Genomic DNA, 19,479 nt, shown 5'->3' on the forward strand with positions numbered 1-19,479 from the left:
ACATTATCGGACGATCAAGGACGCTTGAGGGCGTACAGCTTGCCGTCACGGCTCTGCACATACAGGGTCTCGCCATCCACCAGCGGGGCGGCGTAGAGACCACTGCTATCGAGCTGCTGCATAGCCTTGATGGTACCGTCGGTACGATCAAGCCAATACAGGTATCCTTCCACATCACCCACCACCACATAGTCACCGAAGATGACAGGTGCAGTGACGGTACGATTTTCCAGCTGGGTGTTGGACCACAGCTCCAGACCGTTGCGACGGTCGATGGCAAACAAGTGGCTGCGACTGTCGGTCAGCACGATGGCATTTCCGGTCATCGCCAGATCGCGATAGCCGGAATACTTGCGCTTCCACACTTCATCGCCGGTCATCAGTTTGCGCGCCATCAACTGACCGTTGTAGGCGATGGCGTAGAGCTCATCACCGGCGATCAGCGGGCTGGCATCGACGTCAACCATGCGGTCCAGCTCGGTGGCACCGCGCGGATCAGCCACCTTGGACTGGCGCACAGGCTGGCCATTGCTCAGCAGGGCGATGCCCACCTTGCCATCGGCACGACCGTAAATCACGGCGCCATTGGTGATCACCGGTGCACCGGCACTGCGCAGGGTCAGCGGCGGCTGCTCTTCGGAGAGCGACCACTGCATCTTGCCTTCATCAGTGTCGAGGGCGATCAGGCGACCGGAGGTGGTCAACACCACCACGCGGCCATCTTCCACCGCGGGGCTTGCCACCACTTCACCGGGCACATTGGTCTGCCACAGCACTTCGCCATTCTCTTCGTTCAGGGCGTAGACCACCCCGTTCTCGGAGCCGAGGAACAGCTTGCCGTAACGAGAAACCAGGCCACCGGAGAGACGAGCGCTACGCTTGTCGGCGTTGACCGGCAGGTCGGCCAGATCGACGGTCCAGAGGCGATCGCCACTGGCACGGTCAAAGGCGCTGACATCGCCGTCGCGGGCCGCCGCGTAGATGCGATCCTCTTCCACCACCGGCTTGAGCTGGGAGTAGAAGTCACCGATACCATCACCCACAGTAGATGACCATGCGGTGTCGGCAGTGAAGGCAGATTCAACCTTGGGCAGCGGCGCCATCGGGTTGAGATCCTCTTCGGAACTGAACAGGGAGCAACCCTGCAGAGCGAAGGAGACCGCAGCCCCCAGCGCCACCATCTTGAATAGATTACGCATCCGGTGCCTCACCAGTCGCAACGGCCGGCAGGGCCAGATCGTCCATTTTCAGCTTGAGCTCGGCGCTACCCTGCAGGCCGCCGGCATCCGCCGCCGCCTGATAGGCATCACGAGCCTCTTCGGTCTTGCCCTGCTTTTGCAGCACATCACCACGGGCTTCGGCTACCTGCGCCTTGAAGGCCTCATTCTGGATGGTCGCCAGCTTGGCCAGCGCTTCATCTGCCTTGCCCTGATCATTCAGCACCCGGGCCAGACGCAACGCCGCGATGGGACGAATGCTCTCGTCACCCGTGGTCGCCACCAGCTCCAGCTGCTCGGCAGCCAGATCCAGCTTGCCCGCCTTGACGGCAGCGGCAGCCAGTTGCAAAGCGGCCAGTTCACCGTAGGAGTCACCCTTGTTGGCGGTAACAAACTGCTGTGCCTGCTCGAAACCGGCGGCATCGCCCTTGGCCAGCTGCTCAATCACCTGGTTGTAAGAGTGGGAGGAGGCCTCCATGGTCTCTTGCTGGTGCTGGTTGTAATAGCGCCAGCCGAACAGACCGACCAGACCGATCACGGTCCCGGCAATCACCGAGGTTCCGTTCTCTTTCCACCACTCCTTGATAACCTCAACCTGTTGTTCTTCGGTGGTATAGACTTCCACAGCTTACTCTCCTTTGGCTGCCAGCAGGGCAATGGCGGCGTCAACCTTGACGGTCTGTTGCTCGGCCTGACCACGCAGATATTTGATAGTGATCTCCCCGTTTTGCACCTCGGTCTCACCAAGGATCAGGGCGATTGCCGCGCCGCTCTTGTCGGCACGTTTGAGTTGTTTCTTGAAGTTGCCACCACCGCAGTGGCTCATGAGGCGCAGGTCCGGCAGGGCATCGCGCAGACGCTCGGCCAGCTGGAAGCCAGCCTGCTCGGTCCCCTCGCCCACCATCGCCAGATAGACATCCACCGCCGGGCGGATATCGGCGTTGAGCTCGAGGGTCTCCAGCATCAGCACCAGACGCTCCATGCCCATGGCAAAGCCCACGGCCGGGGTCGGTTGACCGCCCAGCTGCTCTACCAGACCATCGTAGCGGCCACCGGCACAGACGGTGCCCTGGGCACCCAGACTGCTGGTGACCCACTCGAACACGGTCAGGTTGTAGTAGTCAAGACCACGCACCAGACGCTCGTTCACTTCGTATTTGATACCGGCAGACTCGAGCAGGCGCTTGAGCCCCTCGAAGTGAGCCAGGCTCTCTTCGCCCAGATGGTCGAACAGACGCGGGGCACCCGCCAAAATGGCCTGCACCTTTTCATCCTTGGAGTCGAGCACCCGCAGCGGGTTGCTGTACATGCGGCGCTGGCTCTCTTCGTCCAGCTGCTCCTTGTACTGCTCCAGATAGGCCACCAGCGCATCGCGGTAAGCGGCACGCTCGGCGCTCTGACCCAGGGTGTTGAGCTGCAGGGTGACATGCTCGCTGATGCCAAACAGACGCCACAGACGGTGGGTCAGCATGATCAGCTCAGCGTCGATGTCCGGCCCGTTGATGCCAAACAGCTCGACACCGAACTGGTGGAACTGGCGATAACGGCCCTTCTGGGGACGCTCGTGACGGAACATGGGGCCCATGTACCACATCCGGCGTTCCTGGTTGTAGAGCAGACCGTGTTCGATACCGGCACGGACGCAGCTGGCGGTCCCTTCCGGACGCAGGCTCAGGCTGTCGCCGTTGCGGTCTTCAAAGGTGTACATCTCTTTTTCGACCACGTCGGTCACTTCACCGATAGCGCGCTTGAACAGATGAGTCTGCTCGACAATCGGCATGCGCACTTCGCTGTAGCCATAGCTGGCAACGACCTGGCGCAGGATCTGTTCAACCTTCTGCCATACCGGGCTCTGCTCCGGCAGGCAATCATTCATACCGCGAATAGCTTGGATCTGTTTTGCCACGTTGATACTCGAGAAAAAGAGGTAAAATTTGGCCGCATTATAGGGATTTTCCCCCCCAAGGTAAAATCAGGGAATCCGGATGCGGGATTTAAAATCAGTCACCTGGAAAAAGGGCCACCCAATGTGGCCCTGTTTCGCTCACTCCTTGTCCATCGGGATCCGGTTAGCGGGATCCAGCATGGCGGCGCGGGCGCGAATGCGGCGCTCCAGAGTTGGAATGAGATCCTTGTTATCGAGCCGATCGACCCGCTGGCCCCCTTCATAGAAGGCACTCTTGTTGGCGGCACCCGCCAGACCAAGATCGGAGACCAGTGCTTCGCCCGGGCCATTCACCACGCAACCGATGATGGAGACATCCATCGGGGTGATGATGTCTTCGAGCCGTTCTTCCAGCGCATTGACGGTGGCGATCACATCGAACTCCTGCCGTGAGCAGGATGGGCAAGCGATAAAGTTGATGCCACGGGAGCGAATACGCAGAGATTTGAGGATATCGAAACCGACCTTTACCTCCTCCACCGGATCCGCCGCCAGCGAGATACGCAGGGTATCGCCGATGCCGTCGGTAAGCAGCATGCCCAGACCGATGGCAGACTTCACCGCACCAGCACGGAAACCGCCCGCTTCGGTGATGCCAAGGTGCAGCGGCTGTTCAATCTGCTTGGCCAGCAGGCGATAGGCACCGACTGCCAGAAACACATCGGAGGCCTTGACGCTCACCTTGAAGTCCTGGAAATCGAGACGATCGAGATAGTCCACGTGACGCATGGCGGACTCCACCAGCGCCTCTGGGGTCGGCTCGCCGTACTTCTCCTGGATATCTTTCTCCAGCGACCCGCCATTGACCCCGATACGGATCGGGATATTGAGGTCGCGCGCGCAATCGACCACCGAGCGCACCCGCTGCTCGTTGCCGATGTTGCCCGGGTTGATACGCAGGCAATCGGCACCGTACTCGGCCACTTTCAGGGCGATGCGATAGTCGAAGTGGATATCGGCAACGATGGGAATGCGGGTTTGCTGTTTGATGAGCCGGAAGGCTTCCGCCGCTTCCATGGTGGGCACGGAGACACGGACGATATCGGCACCGACCCGCTCGATCCGCTGGATCTGCTCGATGGTGGCGGCGACATCTGTGGTCTTGGTGTTGGTCATGGTCTGCACGGTAATAGGGGCATCGCCCCCAACCGGTACATTACCAACCATGATCTGTCTGGATTTACGACGAATGATGGGTGATTCGTGAGAAGACATGGGAAACAGATTACTCCTGCGGCAGTGAGAAGCGGGCTGTACGACCGTTGTTGTAACGGCTCATATCAAACGACTGCCCCTTGTAGTCAAGCTTGACGGCCATGGGCGCGCCAATGATGAACTTCAGGGGCTCGGCGCCTTCCAGCACCAGCTCGTCGTTGGCCTTCTTCAGACCACTGAACAGGGTCTTGCCGTTGGCATCCTTCACATCCAGCCAGCAATCGGCGGTGAAGCTCATCTTCAGTTGCGGCGCAGTCGCCGGATCAACGACAGCCTCTTCAGATTCAGTGCCATTGGCACCGGATACTGCAGCATCGGTTGCAGTGCCAACAGCCGCACTGACATCGGTCGGGGCAACAGCCGCAGAAGCAGGCGCCAGGGTAGCAGACGCATCGGAGACCACTGCAGGGGCAGCCACGTCAGTGGCGGCCGGTGCGATGGTAGCGCCTTCCACCGGGGCGGTGTTGATCGCATCGGGCGGCGTGATAGCAGGTTCAGCCGGAGTCGAACTGGTTGCACTCATCTCGGTGGCTGCCAGCGCTTCATCACCGGCGGAGCGACGGGAAGTACTCTGCCACCACCAGGCGACCGAGAGCGCAATCAACACCAGGATCACCAGCCAGGTCACCACCTTGAGCCGACTGTCGTTGGCTTGCTGGCGGGAGCGACGGGAGAAGCTCTGCATGTCGATATTGTCGGGAGGAGTCAGACCCAGCTTGTCGTAAGCAGCCAGAATGGTCTCATCGGGGATCCCGACCAGCTTGGCATAGGTACGCAAATAACCCCGAATAAAGGTGTGGGACGTGTGCTTGTCGTAGGTATCCGATTCGATAGCGGCGATCAGGGTCAGACGAAGGTGAATGCGAGACGCAACCTGTTCTCGTGTCCAGCCAAGCTGTTCACGGGCGTTGCGCAGCAATTGGCCTGGGCCTACTGCCTGGGAGTCGTCTTGGAAATCGTGTTGCTGTTCAATAGTCATTGGCTAAATAACGCTTGGCTTGTTGCGAAGTGGGATATTGCCTTACCAGCTCAGTCCCGAATTGGTGAAGTAATGCCGGCTTGTCCATCGCCTGTGCCAGCCGAAGTCTCAACCAGAGACTCTCCTCGTTCTCGTCTGACACATCGGCAAAACGGGCGAGGTAGGACTGCACATCAGGCAGCTTGCCATCTTTCATGGAAAGCTCGGCCAAGTCCAGCAATAACCCTGGATTGCGGGGATTATACCCCAAGGCCAGGCGATAGTACTCGCCTGCTTTATCATTTCTGCGATTTTGCAGCGCACAAAGTGCCGCATTTTCATAGGTATCGGCAATTTTTACGTAACCTGGCTGAATAACAGCCTGGTTGAACGCCTGATCTGCCTCGGCATACCTGCCGCGATCACAGAGGAAGGCACCATAGTTGTTCATTGCGTCAGCATTGGACGGATCCATGGCAAGGGCGTTCTTGTAATGGGTCTCGGCTGCCTTGAAATCTCCTACCTTCTGGTAAAAGTAGGCAAAACCGATCTGGATCTGGGGGTTGGAGGGGTCATACTGGAGGGCGCGGTCAAGATTGAACTTGGCCTGCTCGGCATTGCCCTGACGCAGGTACTGGATACCCAGGTCGAGGCGGGTTTGGGCAGCCGCCTTGAGGTCAGGACCCACTTCACGCTGGGTCGAGTTCTGGCCAGCGTAAGTGGTCTCGGTCACACAGCCTGGCAGCGCGCAGAGCGCTGCCACTACGATCAATGTACGTGTATCCATTCCCTGTCTATACAATGGCTTAGCATTTAAACCATTTTGACGGAAATCCCATCCTGTTGCATCCGATTTTTGATAGTTCGCTTGGTACGGTCAATCACGTCACCCACCAGCTGACCACAGGCGGCATCGATGTCATCACCACGGGTCTTGCGGACAATCACGGTGAAACCGTACTCCATCAGCACCTTGGAGAAGCGATCGATACGGCTGTTGCTCGGCTTGCCGTAAGGGTTGCCCGGGAAGGGGTTGAACGGGATCAGATTGATCTTGCTCGGAGTGTCCTTGAGCACCTTGGCCAGCTCGTGAGCATGCTGCATATCGTCATTGATATGATCGAGCAGCACATACTCGACGGTCACCCGACCACCGTTGGCATTGGATTTGGCCAGGTAACGACGGACACCTGCGAGGAACTCCTCGATGTTGTACTTGTCGTTGATCGGCATGATCTCTGAACGCAACTTGTCGTTCGGAGCGTGCAGGGAGATAGCCAGCGCCACGTCGATCTGGTCACCCAGCTTGTCCAGCGCAGGTACCACGCCAGAGGTGGAGATGGTCACCCGGCGCTTGGAGATGCCAAAGCCGTAGTCATCCATCATCAGACGCATGGCGGGCACCACGTTGGCGAGGTTGAGCAGCGGCTCGCCCATCCCCATCATCACCACGTTGGTGATGGGACGCTTGCCACCGACCACGCGGGCCGCACGCCACACCTGACCAATGATCTCGGAGACTTTCAGATTGCGATTGAAGCCTTGTTGAGCCGTGGAGCAGAACTTGCACTCCAGCGCACAGCCAACTTGAGAGGAGACGCAGAGGGTCGCGCGGTCATCTTCCGGGATGTAGACGGTCTCTACCTCCTGATCACCCACCTGCAGGGCCCACTTGATGGTGCCATCGGCAGAGCGCTGCTCGCGGCTGATCTCGGGCGCCTTGATCTCGGCGATCGCCTTGAGGCGCTCTTTGAGCACCTTGTTGACGTTGGTCATCTGATCGAAATCATCACACCCAAAGTGATAGATCCACTTCATGACCTGATCTGCCCGGAATGGCTTCTCGCCCAGTTCGACGAAAAAGGCACGCATGGCATCCCGATCAAGATCCAGCAGGTTGATTTTTGTTTCGCTCATCAATGGCCTCAGTTCAAACACTTCATCAATTATTGGCTGACGACGTCAGGGGGCGGCATTGTACAAATAATGGGTCTGGCTTTCCACCTGGAGAATAGAGGGATATTGCGTAAACGGCGAAAACAACAAAGGGAGCCGAGGCTCCCTTGGGTCATCATCCACAAAAATCAGCCGCGCGGGCAGATCTCGTTGTCAGAGAAGAAGTAGGCAATTTCGCGGGCAGCGGATGCCGGTGCATCGGAGCCATGCACTGCGTTGCGATCGATGCTCTCGGCATAACAGGCACGCAAGGTACCAGCCAGCGCCTCTTTCGGGTTGGTAGCACCCATGATCTCGCGATTGCGACGGATGGCGTCTTCCCCTTCCAGCACCTGCACCATGACAGGGCCAGAGGTCATGAAGCTGACCAGATTGTCATAAAAAGGCTTGCCCTGATGCTCGGCATAGAAACCGGCAGCCTGTTCACTGCTCATATGCAGCATTTTGGATGCCACCACTTTCAAGCCTGCGCTTTCGAAACGGCTATAGATGGCACCGATCAGGTTCTTGCTGACAGCATCCGGTTTAACGATAGAGAAGGTACGTTCGATGGCCATTGATATCTTTCCTTAACTACAGAGTTTTATTGTTAGAATCCATGTTCGCTGGCGATTATACGTAAACAAAAACCGGAAAAACACACAAATAGGCAACTTTTTATTAAACATCACTCCCTTGCAATCAACATTCACACTCATCTTGACCGAGCTGAGCCGGAAAATATGTGCGCTTGCGCACGATAGTTACCTTAAGCCGCCAAAACCCCATCTTTTGTTCACAATTCGAACAGCATGAAAAAGGCACCCGAAGGTGCCTTGTCTCGCCTATTTGGCTTCCGCCAGCAAGGCCCGCGCTATGGTGCGCATCCCCAGGGTATTGGCCCCCGGCGCCCAGAGAGCATCGCCGTTGTCACTGAAGCAAGCGGCCAGATCGATATGCAACCAGCCCATCCCTTCGTTGGCAACGAAACGGGAGAGGAAACCCGCCGCGTTGGAGGCGCCACCCGGCCCGCCACCCTTCACCGGACGGCTGTTGGCCGTGTCGGCGTAATGGGAGGGGCACTGCTGGCGGTGCCAAGGCTCCAGCGGCAGCGGCCAGGCAGGCTCATGCTCGGCATCGGCATAGGTCATGGCCCGACTTACCAACCCTTTATCGAGGCCAAACAGGGCATTGTAGCGCCCACCCAGCGCCATCACAGCAGCGCCGGTCAGGGTCGCGGCATCGATGATCAGCGGTGCGCCGGACTCGCTCGCCAGTTGCAGGCCGTCGGCCAGCACCAGCCGCCCCTCGGCATCGGTATTCACAATCTCGACCGTGGTGCCGTTCTTGTAGGTGAGGATGTCGCCCAGCTTGTAGGCGTGGCCGGAAACCAGGTTCTCGGCGCAGCAGAGGATCAGCTTCACCCGCTTGTCGAGCCCGCGCAGCATAGCCAGCGCCAGCGCACCGGTGACAATCGCCGCGCCCCCCATGTCGCACTTCATGGTGAGCATCCCCTCGGAGCTCTTCATGGAGTAGCCGCCGGAGTCAAAGGTGATCCCCTTGCCCACCAGCGCTGCCGCTACCGGCGCCTTGGGGTCACGCCCCGGGTTGAAGTCGAGCTCCAGCAATACCGGTTCGCGCGCACTGCCGCGGCCCACTTGGTAAAGGCCGACCCAGCCCGCCTGTTGCAGCGCTTCGCCTTTCAAAATGCGATGACTCACCTTGTCCGGCGCCAGCTCGGTAATAAAGGAGGCCGCTTCCACCGCCAGCTCCAGCGGGCCCAACTGCTCCGGGGTGGCATTGGTCATCTCACGCACCCAGCGGCCGCAGAGCCAACGCGCTTCCAGCTCCTCTCTGTCCTCTTCCGAGGACATGGCCCACTGCAGTTGCACCTCCGCCTTGGGGGTTTGCAGCCCTTGGGCAAAAGCCCACTGCTGTTCACGCTCCCAGTGACCAGCTAGGGTCACTTTCTGGATCCCCTGCTGGCAGAGGCGACGGGCCGCCTGCTGGATATCGAGCAGCGGATTGGCCGTCACCAGATGGATCACCATGCCGTCGGCACGGTGAGAGAGCAGCGCCCCCTCCCCCCACTCGGCCGGTGCAAATTCACGACTTAACCAGACATTCATGCGGTCACCTCCTGCAGCCAGCGGGCGATGGTACGCAGACCGTGCCCCTTGGCGCCGGTCGCCCAGAGATCATTGCCCGATTTCTGATAGGAGGCTGCCAGATCCAGGTGCACCCAACCCTTGCCCTCATCACGTACGAAACGGGAAAGGAACGCAGCAGCCGTGGTGGCACCGGCCGTGCCTTCTGCCGAGGCGACGTTGCCCAGATCGGCAAAGGCCGAGGTGAGCTGGCTGGCATGCCAGGGTTCCAGCGGCAGCGCCCACGCCTGTTCGTTTTCCACCTTGGCGGCGGCCAGCGCACGCAGCTGTTCGGTCTCATCGAGGGCAAACACCGCATTGTAGTCACGCCCCAGCGCCATCTTGGCGGCGCCGGTCAGGGTGGCTGCGTCAAGGATATAAGCCGCACCGCTGTCGGAGGCCGCCATCAGGCCATCGGCCAGCACCAGACGACCTTCCGCATCGGTGTTCTGGATCTCGACCGAAACCCCATTCTTGTAAGTGAGGATGTCGCCCAGCTTGAAGGCGTGGCCGGAGACCAGGTTCTCGGCGCAGCAGAGAATGAGCTTCACCCGCTGGTTCAGACCGCGGCTGATAGCCAGCGCCAGCGCGCCGGTCACCATGGCCGCGCCGCCCATATCGGACTTCATCGGCAGCATGTTGTCAGAGGACTTCATGGAGTAGCCACCGGAATCAAAAGTGATCCCCTTGCCCACCAGCGCCGCCACCACGGGTGCATTGCGATCACCGGTCGGGTTGTAGTCGAGCTCCAGCAGCACCGGCTCGCGCTCGCTGCCACGGCCAACCGACCAGATCCCGATATGGCCGGACTCGCGCAGCGCTTCACCGGCGGTGATGCGGGCAGTAACCTGATCCCCAGCCAGACCACGAATGAGCAACAGGGCCGATTCCGCCAGACTCATGGGGTAGATCTCTTCCGGACAGCCATTGGTGATGTCACGTACCCAGCGAGCCGCCTTGAGCAGCGCATCCAGTTCACGGGCTTCCGCGTCGCTCTGCTGGCCAAAATCCAGTTCACGGGCTCCCTTGGCGGCGTAGAAACCCTGGGCGAACGCGTAGCGACGCTCCAGATCCCAGCCTTCACCGACCAGCGTCACCCGCTTGATCCCGCTCGATTCGAGGCGACGGGCGGCGCGCTGAACGGTGCGCAGAACATCCTTCTGCTGACCGGCGGCACCAAGATGGATCAGTGCCTCATCGCCATTGAAACTGAGCTGGGCGCCCTCGCCCCAATAGGCGGCCGCAGCCTGGGTGGATAACGCTACCTTCATCATGTCAGCCATCGTGTTTGCTTCCTTTTTACTGGCACTATGTATAAGCACTCTTTATGGGAAAGAGCTTATTGGCAAAGAGAGAATAACGAATACAAAAAAGGCCGTGCCCCCGAGGGTCACGGCCTTCCACCATATCACTGAAGCACCACAGGATGCTGCACGTGCAATTCACTCATGTGTAATTAATGGCGTTCAGAGGCAAGGTTCAGGGTGTACTTGGGCAGTTCCACCACCAGATCCTCGTCCGCCAATTTTGCCTGGCAGCTGAGGCGCGATTCCGGCTCCAGCCCCCACGCCTTGTCCAGCATGTCGTCTTCCAGCTCGTCACTTGGCTCGAGCGAGTCAAAGCCCTCGCGCACCACGCAGTGGCAGGTAGTGCAGGCACAGGATTTCTCGCAGGCATGCTCGATTTCGATACCGTTGCGCAGCGCCACATCCAGAATGGTCTCGCCGCTTTGCCCCTCGAGGGCGGCGCCATCCGGACAGAGTACGGGATGAGGAAGAATGATCAGTTTTGGCATATTACACCTTGTTGACGTTTTGTCCGGTCAGCACCTTGCGGATGGAGGCGTCCATCCGGCGGGCTGCAAACTCGCCACTGACAGCATCTGCTGCCTCAATGGCTTCTTTGATTTGATGGGTTGCACCGCTGTTGCGCATGGTCAGCAGATGGGCGATGGCGGCATCAATCTCGGCACGCTCGGCAGCATTGAGCAGGGCATCGCCATCGGCGGCCAGCGCCGCATTGAGGCTCTCGACCACCCGGTCGGCTTCAACCTGCTGCTCGGCCAGCATGCGGGCATCCATATCCTGCTGGGCGTTCTCGATGGAGGCACTCAGCATGTTGAGGATATCCTGCTCCGCCAGCCCGTAAGAGGGCTTGACCTGGATCTCGGCCTGCACGCCGGAGGATTTCTCCATGGCGCTGACCGAGAGCAGACCATCCGCATCCACCTGGAAGGTGACGCGAATATGGGCGGCGCCGGCTGCCATCGGCGGAATACCGGTCAGGGTAAAGCGGGCCAGGGAGCGGCAATCAGCCACCAACTCGCGTTCACCCTGTACCACGTGAATGGCCATGGCGGTCTGACCATCCTTGAAGGTGGTGAACTCCTGGGCGCGAGCCACCGGAATGGTGGTGTTGCGCGGGATCACCTTCTCGGCGAGGCCCCCCATGGTCTCCAGACCCAGCGACAAGGGGATAACGTCCAGCAGCAGCATCTCGGCATCGGGCTTGTTGCCCACCAGAATATCGGCCTGGATGGCGGCGCCAATGGCGACCACCTTGTCCGGATCGATGCTGGTCAGCGGCGTACGCTGGAAGAACTCGCCCACCAGTTCACGCACCAGCGGCACCCGGGTGGAGCCACCGACCATCACCACTTCCAGCACTTCCACCTGCTCGAGACCGGCATCGCGCAGGGCGCGGCGACAAGCCAGCAAGGTCCGTTTCACCAGCGGGGTGATGAGTTCATCAAACTGGCTACGGCTCACTGAACCCTGCCAGCCCGCAAAGGTGCACGCCACCTGCTCGGCATCGGTCAGACCGTGTTTGACGGCCGCGGCCACATCCAGCAGCTCGCGCTGCAGATGGGCATCCAGCTCGCCGGAGAGGCCCGCTTGCTCCTTGAGCCAGTCCGCCAGCAGGTGATCAAAATCATCACCGCCGAGGGCGGAATCGCCGCCGGTCGCCATCACTTCAAACACACCGCGGTGCAGACGCAGGATGGAGATATCGAAGGTGCCGCCCCCCAGATCGTAAACCGCGATCACCCCTTCCTGACCGGAGTCAAGGCCATAGGCAATCGCGGCCGCGGTCGGCTCGTTGAGCAGACGCAGTACGTGCAGACCGGCCAGACGGGCCGCATCCTTGGTCCCCTGACGCTGGGCATCATCGAAATAGGCGGGCACGGTAATGACCACGCCATCGAGATCGCCACCCAGGGTCTGGGCGCCACGCTCGGCCAGCTTTTTGAGAATTTCGGCCGATACCTGCACCGGATTGACCAGCCCCTGACGGGTTTGCAGTTGCGGCATGCCATTGTCGGCGGCAACAAACTGGTAAGGCTGCTGGCGGGTATCGATATCGGCCAGCGCCTTGCCCATCATCCGTTTGACCGAGACGATGGTGTTGTGAGGATCGAGAGCCGCTTCGCGCTTGGCATCAATCCCCACCCGAATGGTATCGCTTTGATAGTGCACCACTGACGGGAGCAGGTCGCGCCCTTGCTCATCGCAAAGGGTATCGGCGTGACCGCTGCGAACCGCAGCGACGAGAGAGTTGGTGGTGCCGAGATCGATGCCGACGGCACGTTTGTGCTGATGAGGAACAGCGCTCTGGCCGGGTTCGGCGATTTGCAGTAATGCCATGGGTAATGAAACTTCCAGCGTTAAAGGATCAAGACTCGAGAAGCGAGTCTTCGAATCGTTCCAGCTCTTCAAGGAGCTTGTCGACAAACTTGAGTTTGCGAACGCAATCAGCGGCAACGAGATCTTTGCCGGCGGCAAGAGACTCGGTCAGCTGCTGCATCAACATCTGGTGATCATGCCTGATCTCGCTGCGAAAATCCTTGATGGCGCGCTCAGGGTCGGTGTCATCTTTCAGATCGGCCAGACGCTCGCGCCACTCCAGCTGCTGCATCAGAAACGCGGTATCTTGCAGAGTCTGCTGTTCACCACGGATATCGGTGCCACGCAGGGAGAGCAGATACTCGGCACGGCGCAGCGGCGCCTTGAGGGTGGTGAATGCTTCGTTGATCTGGGCGGCACGTTGCACCGCAACCAGCTGCTCCCGTTCGGGGGCGATGGCAAAACGATCAGGATGGAATTGGGTTTGCAGCTGGCGGTAGGTATCAGCCAACTGACGGGTATCGAGCTCGAAGCCTTCAACCAGCCCAAACAGCTCGAAATGATTCATGCAAACCTCTTGGAAACGTTCGCCACAACCTCACTCGCCCCTGGCAAATGAGATGTGGTTGAACGGGTCATGGACAACCCGCTCAACCACAGACGAAGGATCATTGACGTCAAACAACTCAGACACTAAAGCTTTCGCCGCAACCACACTCGCCTTTGGCGCATGAGAAGGTATTGTTGAACTAAACATATCTGACCTGTTCAACAACAGACGAAAGATCATTCACGTCAAACATCTCAGACACTGAAACTTTCGCCGCAACCACACTCGCCTTTGGCGTTGGGATTGTTGAACTGGAAGCCCTCGTTGAGGCCCTCCTTGACGAAATCCAGCTCGGTGCCATCCAGATGGATCAGGCTCTTGGCATCGACAATAATCTTGACGCCCTGCTGCTCGAACACCTGATCCTCATCGGTCAGTTCATCAACGAACTCAAGCACGTAGGCCAGACCGGAGCAGCCGGTGGTTTTGACGCCGAGGCGCAGGCCAATGCCCTTGCCCCGGTTAGCCAGAAAAGAGGAAACCCGTGCCGCGGCGGCATCTGTCATGGTAATAGCCATACTGCTCTCCGGCGCTTAGAGACCTTTCTTCTGCTTGTAATCGGCGATGGCTGCCTTGATGGCGTCCTCGGCCAGAATGGAGCAGTGGATCTTCACCGGTGGCAGCGCCAGCTCTTCGGCGATATCGGTGTTCTTGATGCCAGCTGCTTCATCCAGGGTCTTGCCCTTGACCCACTCGGTCACCAGGGAGCTGGAGGCGATGGCAGAGCCGCAACCATAGGTTTTGAACTTGGCATCTTCGATGATGCCGTCGTCGCTGATTTTCAATTGCAGCTTCATCACGTCGCCACAAGCGGGCGCACCGACCATGCCGGTTGCAACGCTGGGATCATTCTTGTCGAAACCACCGACGTTGCGAGGATTCTCGTAGTGGTCGATTACTTTTTCACTGTAAGCCATATCTCACTCCTGCTAATTCTGTTGCTCACTGACCAGATAGATCAGTGATGAGCCCATTCGACCGTGTTCAGATCGACGCCGTCTTTGTACATCTCCCACAGAGGGGACATCTCGCGCAGACGACCGATGGAGTCACGAATAAGCTTGACTGCGTAGTCAATCTCTTCCTCGGTGGTGAAGCGACCCATGCTGAAACGGATGGAGCTGTGTGCCAACTCGTCGTTCAGACCCAGTGCGCGCAGCACATAGGAAGGTTCCAGGCTGGCGGAGGTACAGGCCGAACCGGAAGAGACCGCCAAATCTTTCAGCGCCATGATGAGGGATTCCCCTTCCACATAGGCAAAGCTGACGTTGAGGTTGCCCGGAACACGCTGATCCAGGTCGCCATTGATGTAGACGGCTTCAATATCCTTGATGCCATTCCACAGACGCTGGCGCAGAGCCAAGATGCGCTCACCTTCACTCACCATCTCTTCTTTGGCGATGCGGAAAGCTTCGCCCATCCCGACGATCTGGTGTGTCGGCAGAGTACCGGAACGCATGCCGCGCTCGTGGCCGCCACCGTGCATCTGGGCTTCCAGACGAACGCGGGGTTTGCGGCGAACAAACAGTGCACCGATCCCTTTCGGACCATACACCTTGTGCGCAGAGACGGAGAGCAGGTCCACTTTCAGTGCTTCTACATCTACCGGGATCTTGCCCACGCTCTGAACGGCATCCACGTGCAGCAGGATCTTGCGGGAACGGCACAACTCGCCGATGGCGGCAATGTTCTGAACCACGCCGATTTCGTTGTTCACATGCATGATGCTGACCAGGATGGTGTCATCACGCATGGCATTCTCAATCATCTCGATAGTGAACAGGCCGTTGGGCATCGGCTCAAGATAGGTCACCTCGAACCCTTCACGCTCCAGCTGGCGACAGGTATCGAGCACCGCTTTGTGTTCGGTCTTGGAGGTGATGATGTGCTTGCCCTTGCTGGCATAGAAGTGGGCAACACCCTTGATGGCCAGGTTATTGGATTCGGTCGCACCGGAAGTGAAGACGATCTCGCGGGGATCGGCACCGATCAGATCTGCCACTTGATTACGGGCCAGATCCACCGCCTCTTCGGCTTGCCAGCCAAAGCGGTGAGAACGGGAAGCCGGATTGCCGAACAGGCCATCCATGGTGAGACACTGCATCATTTTTTCTGCGACACGCGGGTCCACCGGACAGGTTGCCGAATAATCAAGGTAAATAGGCAGTTTCATGTTTTTCTCCGTCACAGTCCGGGTCATACAGAGTCCCGCTGTGGAAAGCACGTTTATAGTTGGACTTTCAAGCTCACATCGCCGTGTTCTGCCCGATCAACCAGGGACAACACGGTCTTCATTTGTTCATCTTGCTTGCCAGCAATGCGGCGCACATCGGCCTGGCGTACCAGCTCGGCCAGCGTGATATCCCCGAGGAAGCTGGAGATCCGCTCACTCAGGTCGCGCCACAGGGAGTGAGTCAGGCACTGGGTACCGCCGTGGCAACCGCCCTTGCCGAGGCACTTGGTGGCATCGACCGACTCATCGACCGCGGTGATCACCTGACCAACCGAAATCTCGCCTGGGGCCAACCCGAGGCGATAACCACCGCCCGGGCCACGCACGCTGCTCACCAGACCATGTTTGCGCAGGCGGGCAAAGAGCTGCTCGAGATAGGACAACGAGATGCCCTGGCGCTCGGAAATATCGGCAAGGGGGACGGGCCCTTGCTCTGCATGCAGCGCCACGTCGAGCATGGCGGTTACAGCGTAACGTCCTTTTGAAGTCAGTCTCATGTGCCTTACCGTCTTGCGAAGCAATTTAATGGGGCACATGGTCACATACCCGACCAAATCAGTCAAGTATATGGTTGAGTAAATCAGTCGGATTAATCCGGTACGCGCGCTTTCTGCACCGAGGTCAGAATCCCGCGCAGAATGTTGAGCTCCGCCGCTTCCGGCCGAGCCCGATTGAACAAGCGACGCAGCTTGCTCATCACATGACCCGGATGATCATCAGCAATAAAACCGGTCTTCATCAGGGTTTGTTCCAGGTGCTGATAGAACCCTTCCAGCTGGGCGGCACTCGGATAGGCCATCTCATCTTCAGGCTCGGCGGCCTGCCCCTGCAGCCAGCGCATCCGCACTTCGTAACAGAGGGTCTGCACCGCCATGGCCAGATTGAGGGAGCTGTAATCGGGATTGGCCGGAATGGCCACGTGGTAGTGGCACTTTTGCAATTCGTCGTTGGTGAGACCGGTGCGTTCACGGCCAAACACCAGCGCGACCGGGTGCTGAATCCCCTCAACCACCGACTTTTCGCCGGCCTCACGGGGATCGAGCATGGGCCAGCTCAGGGTTCGAGAACGAGCGCTGGTGCCAATCACCAGACCACAATCGGCGATCGCGTCGTCCAGAGCCGGGACGATACGGGCATTGGCAAGCACATCGCTGGCACCAGCCGCCAGGGCGAAGGCATTGTCATCCGGCAAGGCTTGCGGATCAACCAATACCAGCTGGGTCAACCCCATGGTCTTCATGGCGCGTGCCGCAGACCCCATGTTGCCGGTATGAGAGGTGTTTACCAAAACGATACGAATCTGATCCAACATGCCCAGTCAATCTTCAGTCAAAAATGGCGCGCAATTGTAACATAAGAGAACACGATGTTGGCACCGTAAAAGCCGAGCCATTTCAGAACAAAACCACCCGTTTGTATAACAAACCAGCATGAGGGAAGTGAGAGGGGGGGACTAAACTTGATGGATATCCGATAAACGGCACAGGAGACACCACGCCATGCTTCCTCCCTTTATCTATGAGAGATTGCCCAGCCTCTACCTGCTGGCAGCCATTGCCATTATTACGTTGAGTGAACAGCCCCTGCTCTGGTTTGCAGGCGCCTTGCTGTTTATCGCCGGAGCGGTGACCTGGATGATGCGCTCCAGCTACCGGCGTACCGATCTGATTATCTTTCCGAGCAAACGCTGGCTACAGCCGGAGTGGCTGTATGAAGCGCAGCCCTTTATCTGGCTGGCTGCGGGGCTGGCCATGTCACAGCTGCCCGCCCCTGCGGCACTCATCGCCTTGGTGCCCTGTCTGTGGGCCTGTCGCTGCCTCTGGGCACGGCACCATTATCGTCGCCATGCCCATGGGGTGATTGTCCACTTAAGACGGGATCCCGCCCGGCGCCGTCTGCACCGGAGCCTGCGCTGACTCGGTGCGGGCGCGTTCGATAAACGTCGCCAGATCCATCAGGGGATACTTCATCAGGCTTGGCAAGCCATCGAGATCCAGACTGTCCATCAGGTTTTTCACCTCAAGACCCAGTTCGGTATCCCCTTCTATCTTCAGCTTGCGCTGGAAAAAGAGCGAATCCGGATCCTCTTTGCGACCGGCAATCAGGATCAGGTCGTTGGCAGTACCGCTGAAGCAGACATCGGCCTTGTCACACTCGCGAGCCACCACCAGCTGGCCATTCTGCTCACTGATAAACCAGCACAACTCCAGATCAGAGACTTCGACTTTCAGCCACTTGTCTGCCAAAAACTCGAAATCGCCATCTTCGATAGCCTCTTTGAAAACCCGGGCCAGCAAACTCTCCATCAGCTGCTTTTGCAGATTGAAGGGAACCAGCTTGAGGGGATGGCGCAAGAAGCGCGGAGCCTGTTCGACCAGGCGGCGTTGCAGTTGTTGAAACACGATAGACTCCCTTTTTTGCGCATTCAAACACAGGGAGAGTGGCAAGATCCTGTTGGAAATCAAACTTGTGCAGGGTTACCTCAAGAAGGGTAAAGCCACACAAAGCTGCCTCAGGTCAAAAAGCGGGAGTGCATGGCTGCATACAATCAGGGCTCGTTTGCCCTTCATATGCACTCTCGGAGCGTACCAATGGAATTACTCTGTCCGGCAGGCAGTTTGCCGGCACTGAAAACCGCCGTGGATAACGGGGCCGATGCCGTTTATATCGGTTTCAAGGATGACACCAATGCCCGCCACTTTGCCGGTCTCAACTTTACCGACAGCAAACTGGAGAAGGCGGTGGATTATGTGCATCAACATGGTCGCAAGCTGCATATTGCCATCAATACCTTTGCCCATCCTGGGGCCGATGCGCGTTGGAAACAGGCGGTTGATCGCGGGGTGGCCCTCGGCGCCGATGCGTTAATCATCGCCGATCTCGCCGTGCTGGAATATGCCAGCCGCCACTACCCCGAGATGGAACTCCATGTCTCGGTGCAGGCCAGCGCCACCAATGCCGCCGCCATTCGCTTCTATCAGCAGCAATTCAATGTCACACGGGTGGTGCTGCCCCGGGTGCTCTCCATGCATCAGGTCAAGCAACTGGCCCGCGAGACCGATGTTGGCCTAGAGGTGTTCGCCTTTGGCAGCCTCTGCATTATGGCCGAGGGGCGCTGCTATCTCTCCTCCTACATGACTGGCGAGAGTCCCAACACCGTCGGCGCCTGCTCACCGGCCAAGTTCGTCCGTTGGGAAGAGACCCCGAATGGTCTCGAGTCGCGGCTCAACGAGGTGCTGATCGACCGCTATGGCCCGGGCGAAAATGCCGGTTATCCGACCCTCTGCAAGGGGCGTTTCGACGTGGATGGCCAGACCTACCACGCGCTGGAAGAGCCCACCAGTCTCAATACCCTGGGTCTGCTGCCCGAGCTCTTCAAGACCGGGATCCAGTCGGTCAAGATTGAAGGGCGCCAGCGCAGCCCCGCTTATGTGGAGCAAGTGACCCGGGTCTGGCGTGCAGCCATCGATGCCTATCAGGCCAATCCCGAGGCCTATCAGGTCAAAGCTGAGTGGGATGCCCAGCTCGCCCGCGTCTCCGAAGGTAGCCAGACTACCCTCGGCGCCTACCATCGTCAGTGGCAATAAGGAGTCCAC

Annotated in this window: 21 protein-coding genes; 2 read left to right on the plus strand and 19 right to left on the minus strand. The window is 58.8% G+C overall.

The window, feature by feature from the left end; genetic code table 11:
• Nucleotides 1-14: 14 nt before the first annotated feature.
• The 18 genes from bamB to trmJ all read right to left on the minus strand — a co-directional run bounded on the left by bamB (nucleotide 15) and on the right by trmJ (nucleotide 17,195).
• The gene (gene bamB / locus A9G06_RS15245) at nucleotides 15-1,199 is read right to left on the minus strand and encodes an outer membrane protein assembly factor BamB (protein WP_005333796.1); all 1,185 of its coding nucleotides are present in this window, start codon (nucleotides 1,197-1,199) and stop codon (nucleotides 15-17) included.
• Nucleotides 1,192-1,842, minus strand: coding sequence for a tetratricopeptide repeat protein (locus A9G06_RS15250; RefSeq protein WP_021229680.1), 651 nt, complete (start codon nucleotides 1,840-1,842; stop codon nucleotides 1,192-1,194). The genes bamB and A9G06_RS15250 overlap by 8 nt, the downstream gene beginning before the upstream one ends.
• A gap of 3 nt (nucleotides 1,843-1,845) precedes the next feature.
• Entirely contained in the window at nucleotides 1,846-3,123 is a 1,278-nt protein-coding gene (gene hisS, locus A9G06_RS15255) for a histidine--tRNA ligase (RefSeq protein WP_005351051.1), read from the minus strand.
• A gap of 138 nt (nucleotides 3,124-3,261) precedes the next feature.
• A complete protein-coding gene (ispG, locus tag A9G06_RS15260; RefSeq protein WP_005333801.1) occupies nucleotides 3,262-4,377 on the minus strand; it encodes a flavodoxin-dependent (E)-4-hydroxy-3-methylbut-2-enyl-diphosphate synthase in 1,116 nt (371 codons plus the stop codon).
• A gap of 10 nt (nucleotides 4,378-4,387) precedes the next feature.
• Nucleotides 4,388-5,356: a cytoskeleton protein RodZ gene (rodZ, locus tag A9G06_RS15265; RefSeq protein ID WP_058059872.1), complete on the minus strand. Its 969-nt coding sequence runs from the start codon at nucleotides 5,354-5,356 to the stop codon at nucleotides 4,388-4,390.
• Complete coding sequence (gene tapF, locus A9G06_RS15270) at nucleotides 5,346-6,137, minus strand: PilW family type IVa pilus biogenesis/stability lipoprotein TapF (protein WP_085943024.1); 792 nt, start codon at nucleotides 6,135-6,137, stop codon at nucleotides 5,346-5,348. Before tapF ends, rodZ begins: the two co-directional genes overlap by 11 nt.
• 11 nt (nucleotides 6,138-6,148) lie before the next feature.
• A complete protein-coding gene (locus A9G06_RS15275) occupies nucleotides 6,149-7,252 on the minus strand; it encodes a bifunctional tRNA (adenosine(37)-C2)-methyltransferase TrmG/ribosomal RNA large subunit methyltransferase RlmN (protein WP_005344856.1) in 1,104 nt (367 codons plus the stop codon).
• 167 nt (nucleotides 7,253-7,419) lie between these two features.
• Nucleotides 7,420-7,848 (minus strand): nucleoside-diphosphate kinase, encoded by a 429-nt coding sequence (ndk, locus tag A9G06_RS15280; RefSeq protein ID WP_005333805.1) that lies wholly within the window; start codon nucleotides 7,846-7,848, stop codon nucleotides 7,420-7,422.
• Nucleotides 7,849-8,115: 267 nt separating this feature from the next.
• A complete protein-coding gene (pepB, locus tag A9G06_RS15285) occupies nucleotides 8,116-9,399 on the minus strand; it encodes an aminopeptidase PepB (RefSeq protein ID WP_005359802.1) in 1,284 nt (427 codons plus the stop codon).
• Nucleotides 9,396-10,700, minus strand: coding sequence for an aminopeptidase PepB (gene pepB, locus A9G06_RS15290; protein ID WP_069555769.1), 1,305 nt, complete (start codon nucleotides 10,698-10,700; stop codon nucleotides 9,396-9,398). Before pepB (A9G06_RS15290) ends, pepB (A9G06_RS15285) begins: the two co-directional genes overlap by 4 nt.
• A gap of 173 nt (nucleotides 10,701-10,873) precedes the next feature.
• Nucleotides 10,874-11,212 (minus strand): ISC system 2Fe-2S type ferredoxin, encoded by a 339-nt coding sequence (gene fdx / locus A9G06_RS15295; RefSeq protein ID WP_005333808.1) that lies wholly within the window; start codon nucleotides 11,210-11,212, stop codon nucleotides 10,874-10,876.
• 1 nt (nucleotide 11,213) lies between these two features.
• A complete protein-coding gene (gene hscA, locus A9G06_RS15300; protein WP_069555770.1) occupies nucleotides 11,214-13,061 on the minus strand; it encodes a Fe-S protein assembly chaperone HscA in 1,848 nt (615 codons plus the stop codon).
• Between the two features lie 28 nt (nucleotides 13,062-13,089).
• Nucleotides 13,090-13,608: a co-chaperone HscB gene (hscB, locus tag A9G06_RS15305; protein WP_069555771.1), complete on the minus strand. Its 519-nt coding sequence runs from the start codon at nucleotides 13,606-13,608 to the stop codon at nucleotides 13,090-13,092.
• Between the two features lie 236 nt (nucleotides 13,609-13,844).
• On the minus strand, nucleotides 13,845-14,168 hold the full coding sequence (iscA, locus tag A9G06_RS15310) for an iron-sulfur cluster assembly protein IscA (RefSeq protein ID WP_005333812.1): 324 nt from the start codon (nucleotides 14,166-14,168) through the stop codon (nucleotides 13,845-13,847).
• Nucleotides 14,169-14,183: 15 nt separating this feature from the next.
• A complete protein-coding gene (gene iscU, locus A9G06_RS15315) occupies nucleotides 14,184-14,567 on the minus strand; it encodes a Fe-S cluster assembly scaffold IscU (protein ID WP_010675059.1) in 384 nt (127 codons plus the stop codon).
• A gap of 41 nt (nucleotides 14,568-14,608) precedes the next feature.
• Nucleotides 14,609-15,823, minus strand: a complete 1,215-nt coding sequence (locus A9G06_RS15320; RefSeq protein ID WP_021229687.1) for an IscS subfamily cysteine desulfurase — start codon at nucleotides 15,821-15,823, stop codon at nucleotides 14,609-14,611.
• 53 nt (nucleotides 15,824-15,876) lie between these two features.
• Nucleotides 15,877-16,380, minus strand: a complete 504-nt coding sequence (gene iscR, locus A9G06_RS15325) for a Fe-S cluster assembly transcriptional regulator IscR (RefSeq protein WP_026035025.1) — start codon at nucleotides 16,378-16,380, stop codon at nucleotides 15,877-15,879.
• A 92-nt stretch (nucleotides 16,381-16,472) separates the two neighbouring features.
• On the minus strand, nucleotides 16,473-17,195 hold the full coding sequence (trmJ, locus tag A9G06_RS15330; RefSeq protein ID WP_069555772.1) for a tRNA (cytosine(32)/uridine(32)-2'-O)-methyltransferase TrmJ: 723 nt from the start codon (nucleotides 17,193-17,195) through the stop codon (nucleotides 16,473-16,475).
• Between the two features lie 187 nt (nucleotides 17,196-17,382).
• Here trmJ and A9G06_RS15335 point away from each other — a divergent pair, with 187 nt between their 5' ends.
• Nucleotides 17,383-17,799, plus strand: a complete 417-nt coding sequence (locus A9G06_RS15335) for a hypothetical protein (RefSeq protein WP_005351023.1) — start codon at nucleotides 17,383-17,385, stop codon at nucleotides 17,797-17,799.
• Here A9G06_RS15335 and A9G06_RS15340 read toward each other — a convergent pair.
• The gene (locus tag A9G06_RS15340) at nucleotides 17,752-18,285 is read right to left on the minus strand and encodes an SCP2 domain-containing protein (protein WP_005344837.1); all 534 of its coding nucleotides are present in this window, start codon (nucleotides 18,283-18,285) and stop codon (nucleotides 17,752-17,754) included. The genes A9G06_RS15335 and A9G06_RS15340 overlap by 48 nt on opposite strands.
• Before the next feature lie 189 nt (nucleotides 18,286-18,474).
• Between A9G06_RS15340 and A9G06_RS15345 the strand changes: the two genes are divergently transcribed.
• Nucleotides 18,475-19,470, plus strand: a complete 996-nt coding sequence (locus tag A9G06_RS15345; RefSeq protein WP_005344835.1) for a peptidase U32 family protein — start codon at nucleotides 18,475-18,477, stop codon at nucleotides 19,468-19,470.
• Nucleotides 19,471-19,479: the final 9 nt, after the last annotated feature.

The sequence above is a fragment of the Aeromonas sp. DNP9 genome (assembly GCF_001728955.1).
GTDB lineage: Bacteria > Pseudomonadota > Gammaproteobacteria > Enterobacterales > Aeromonadaceae > Aeromonas > Aeromonas veronii.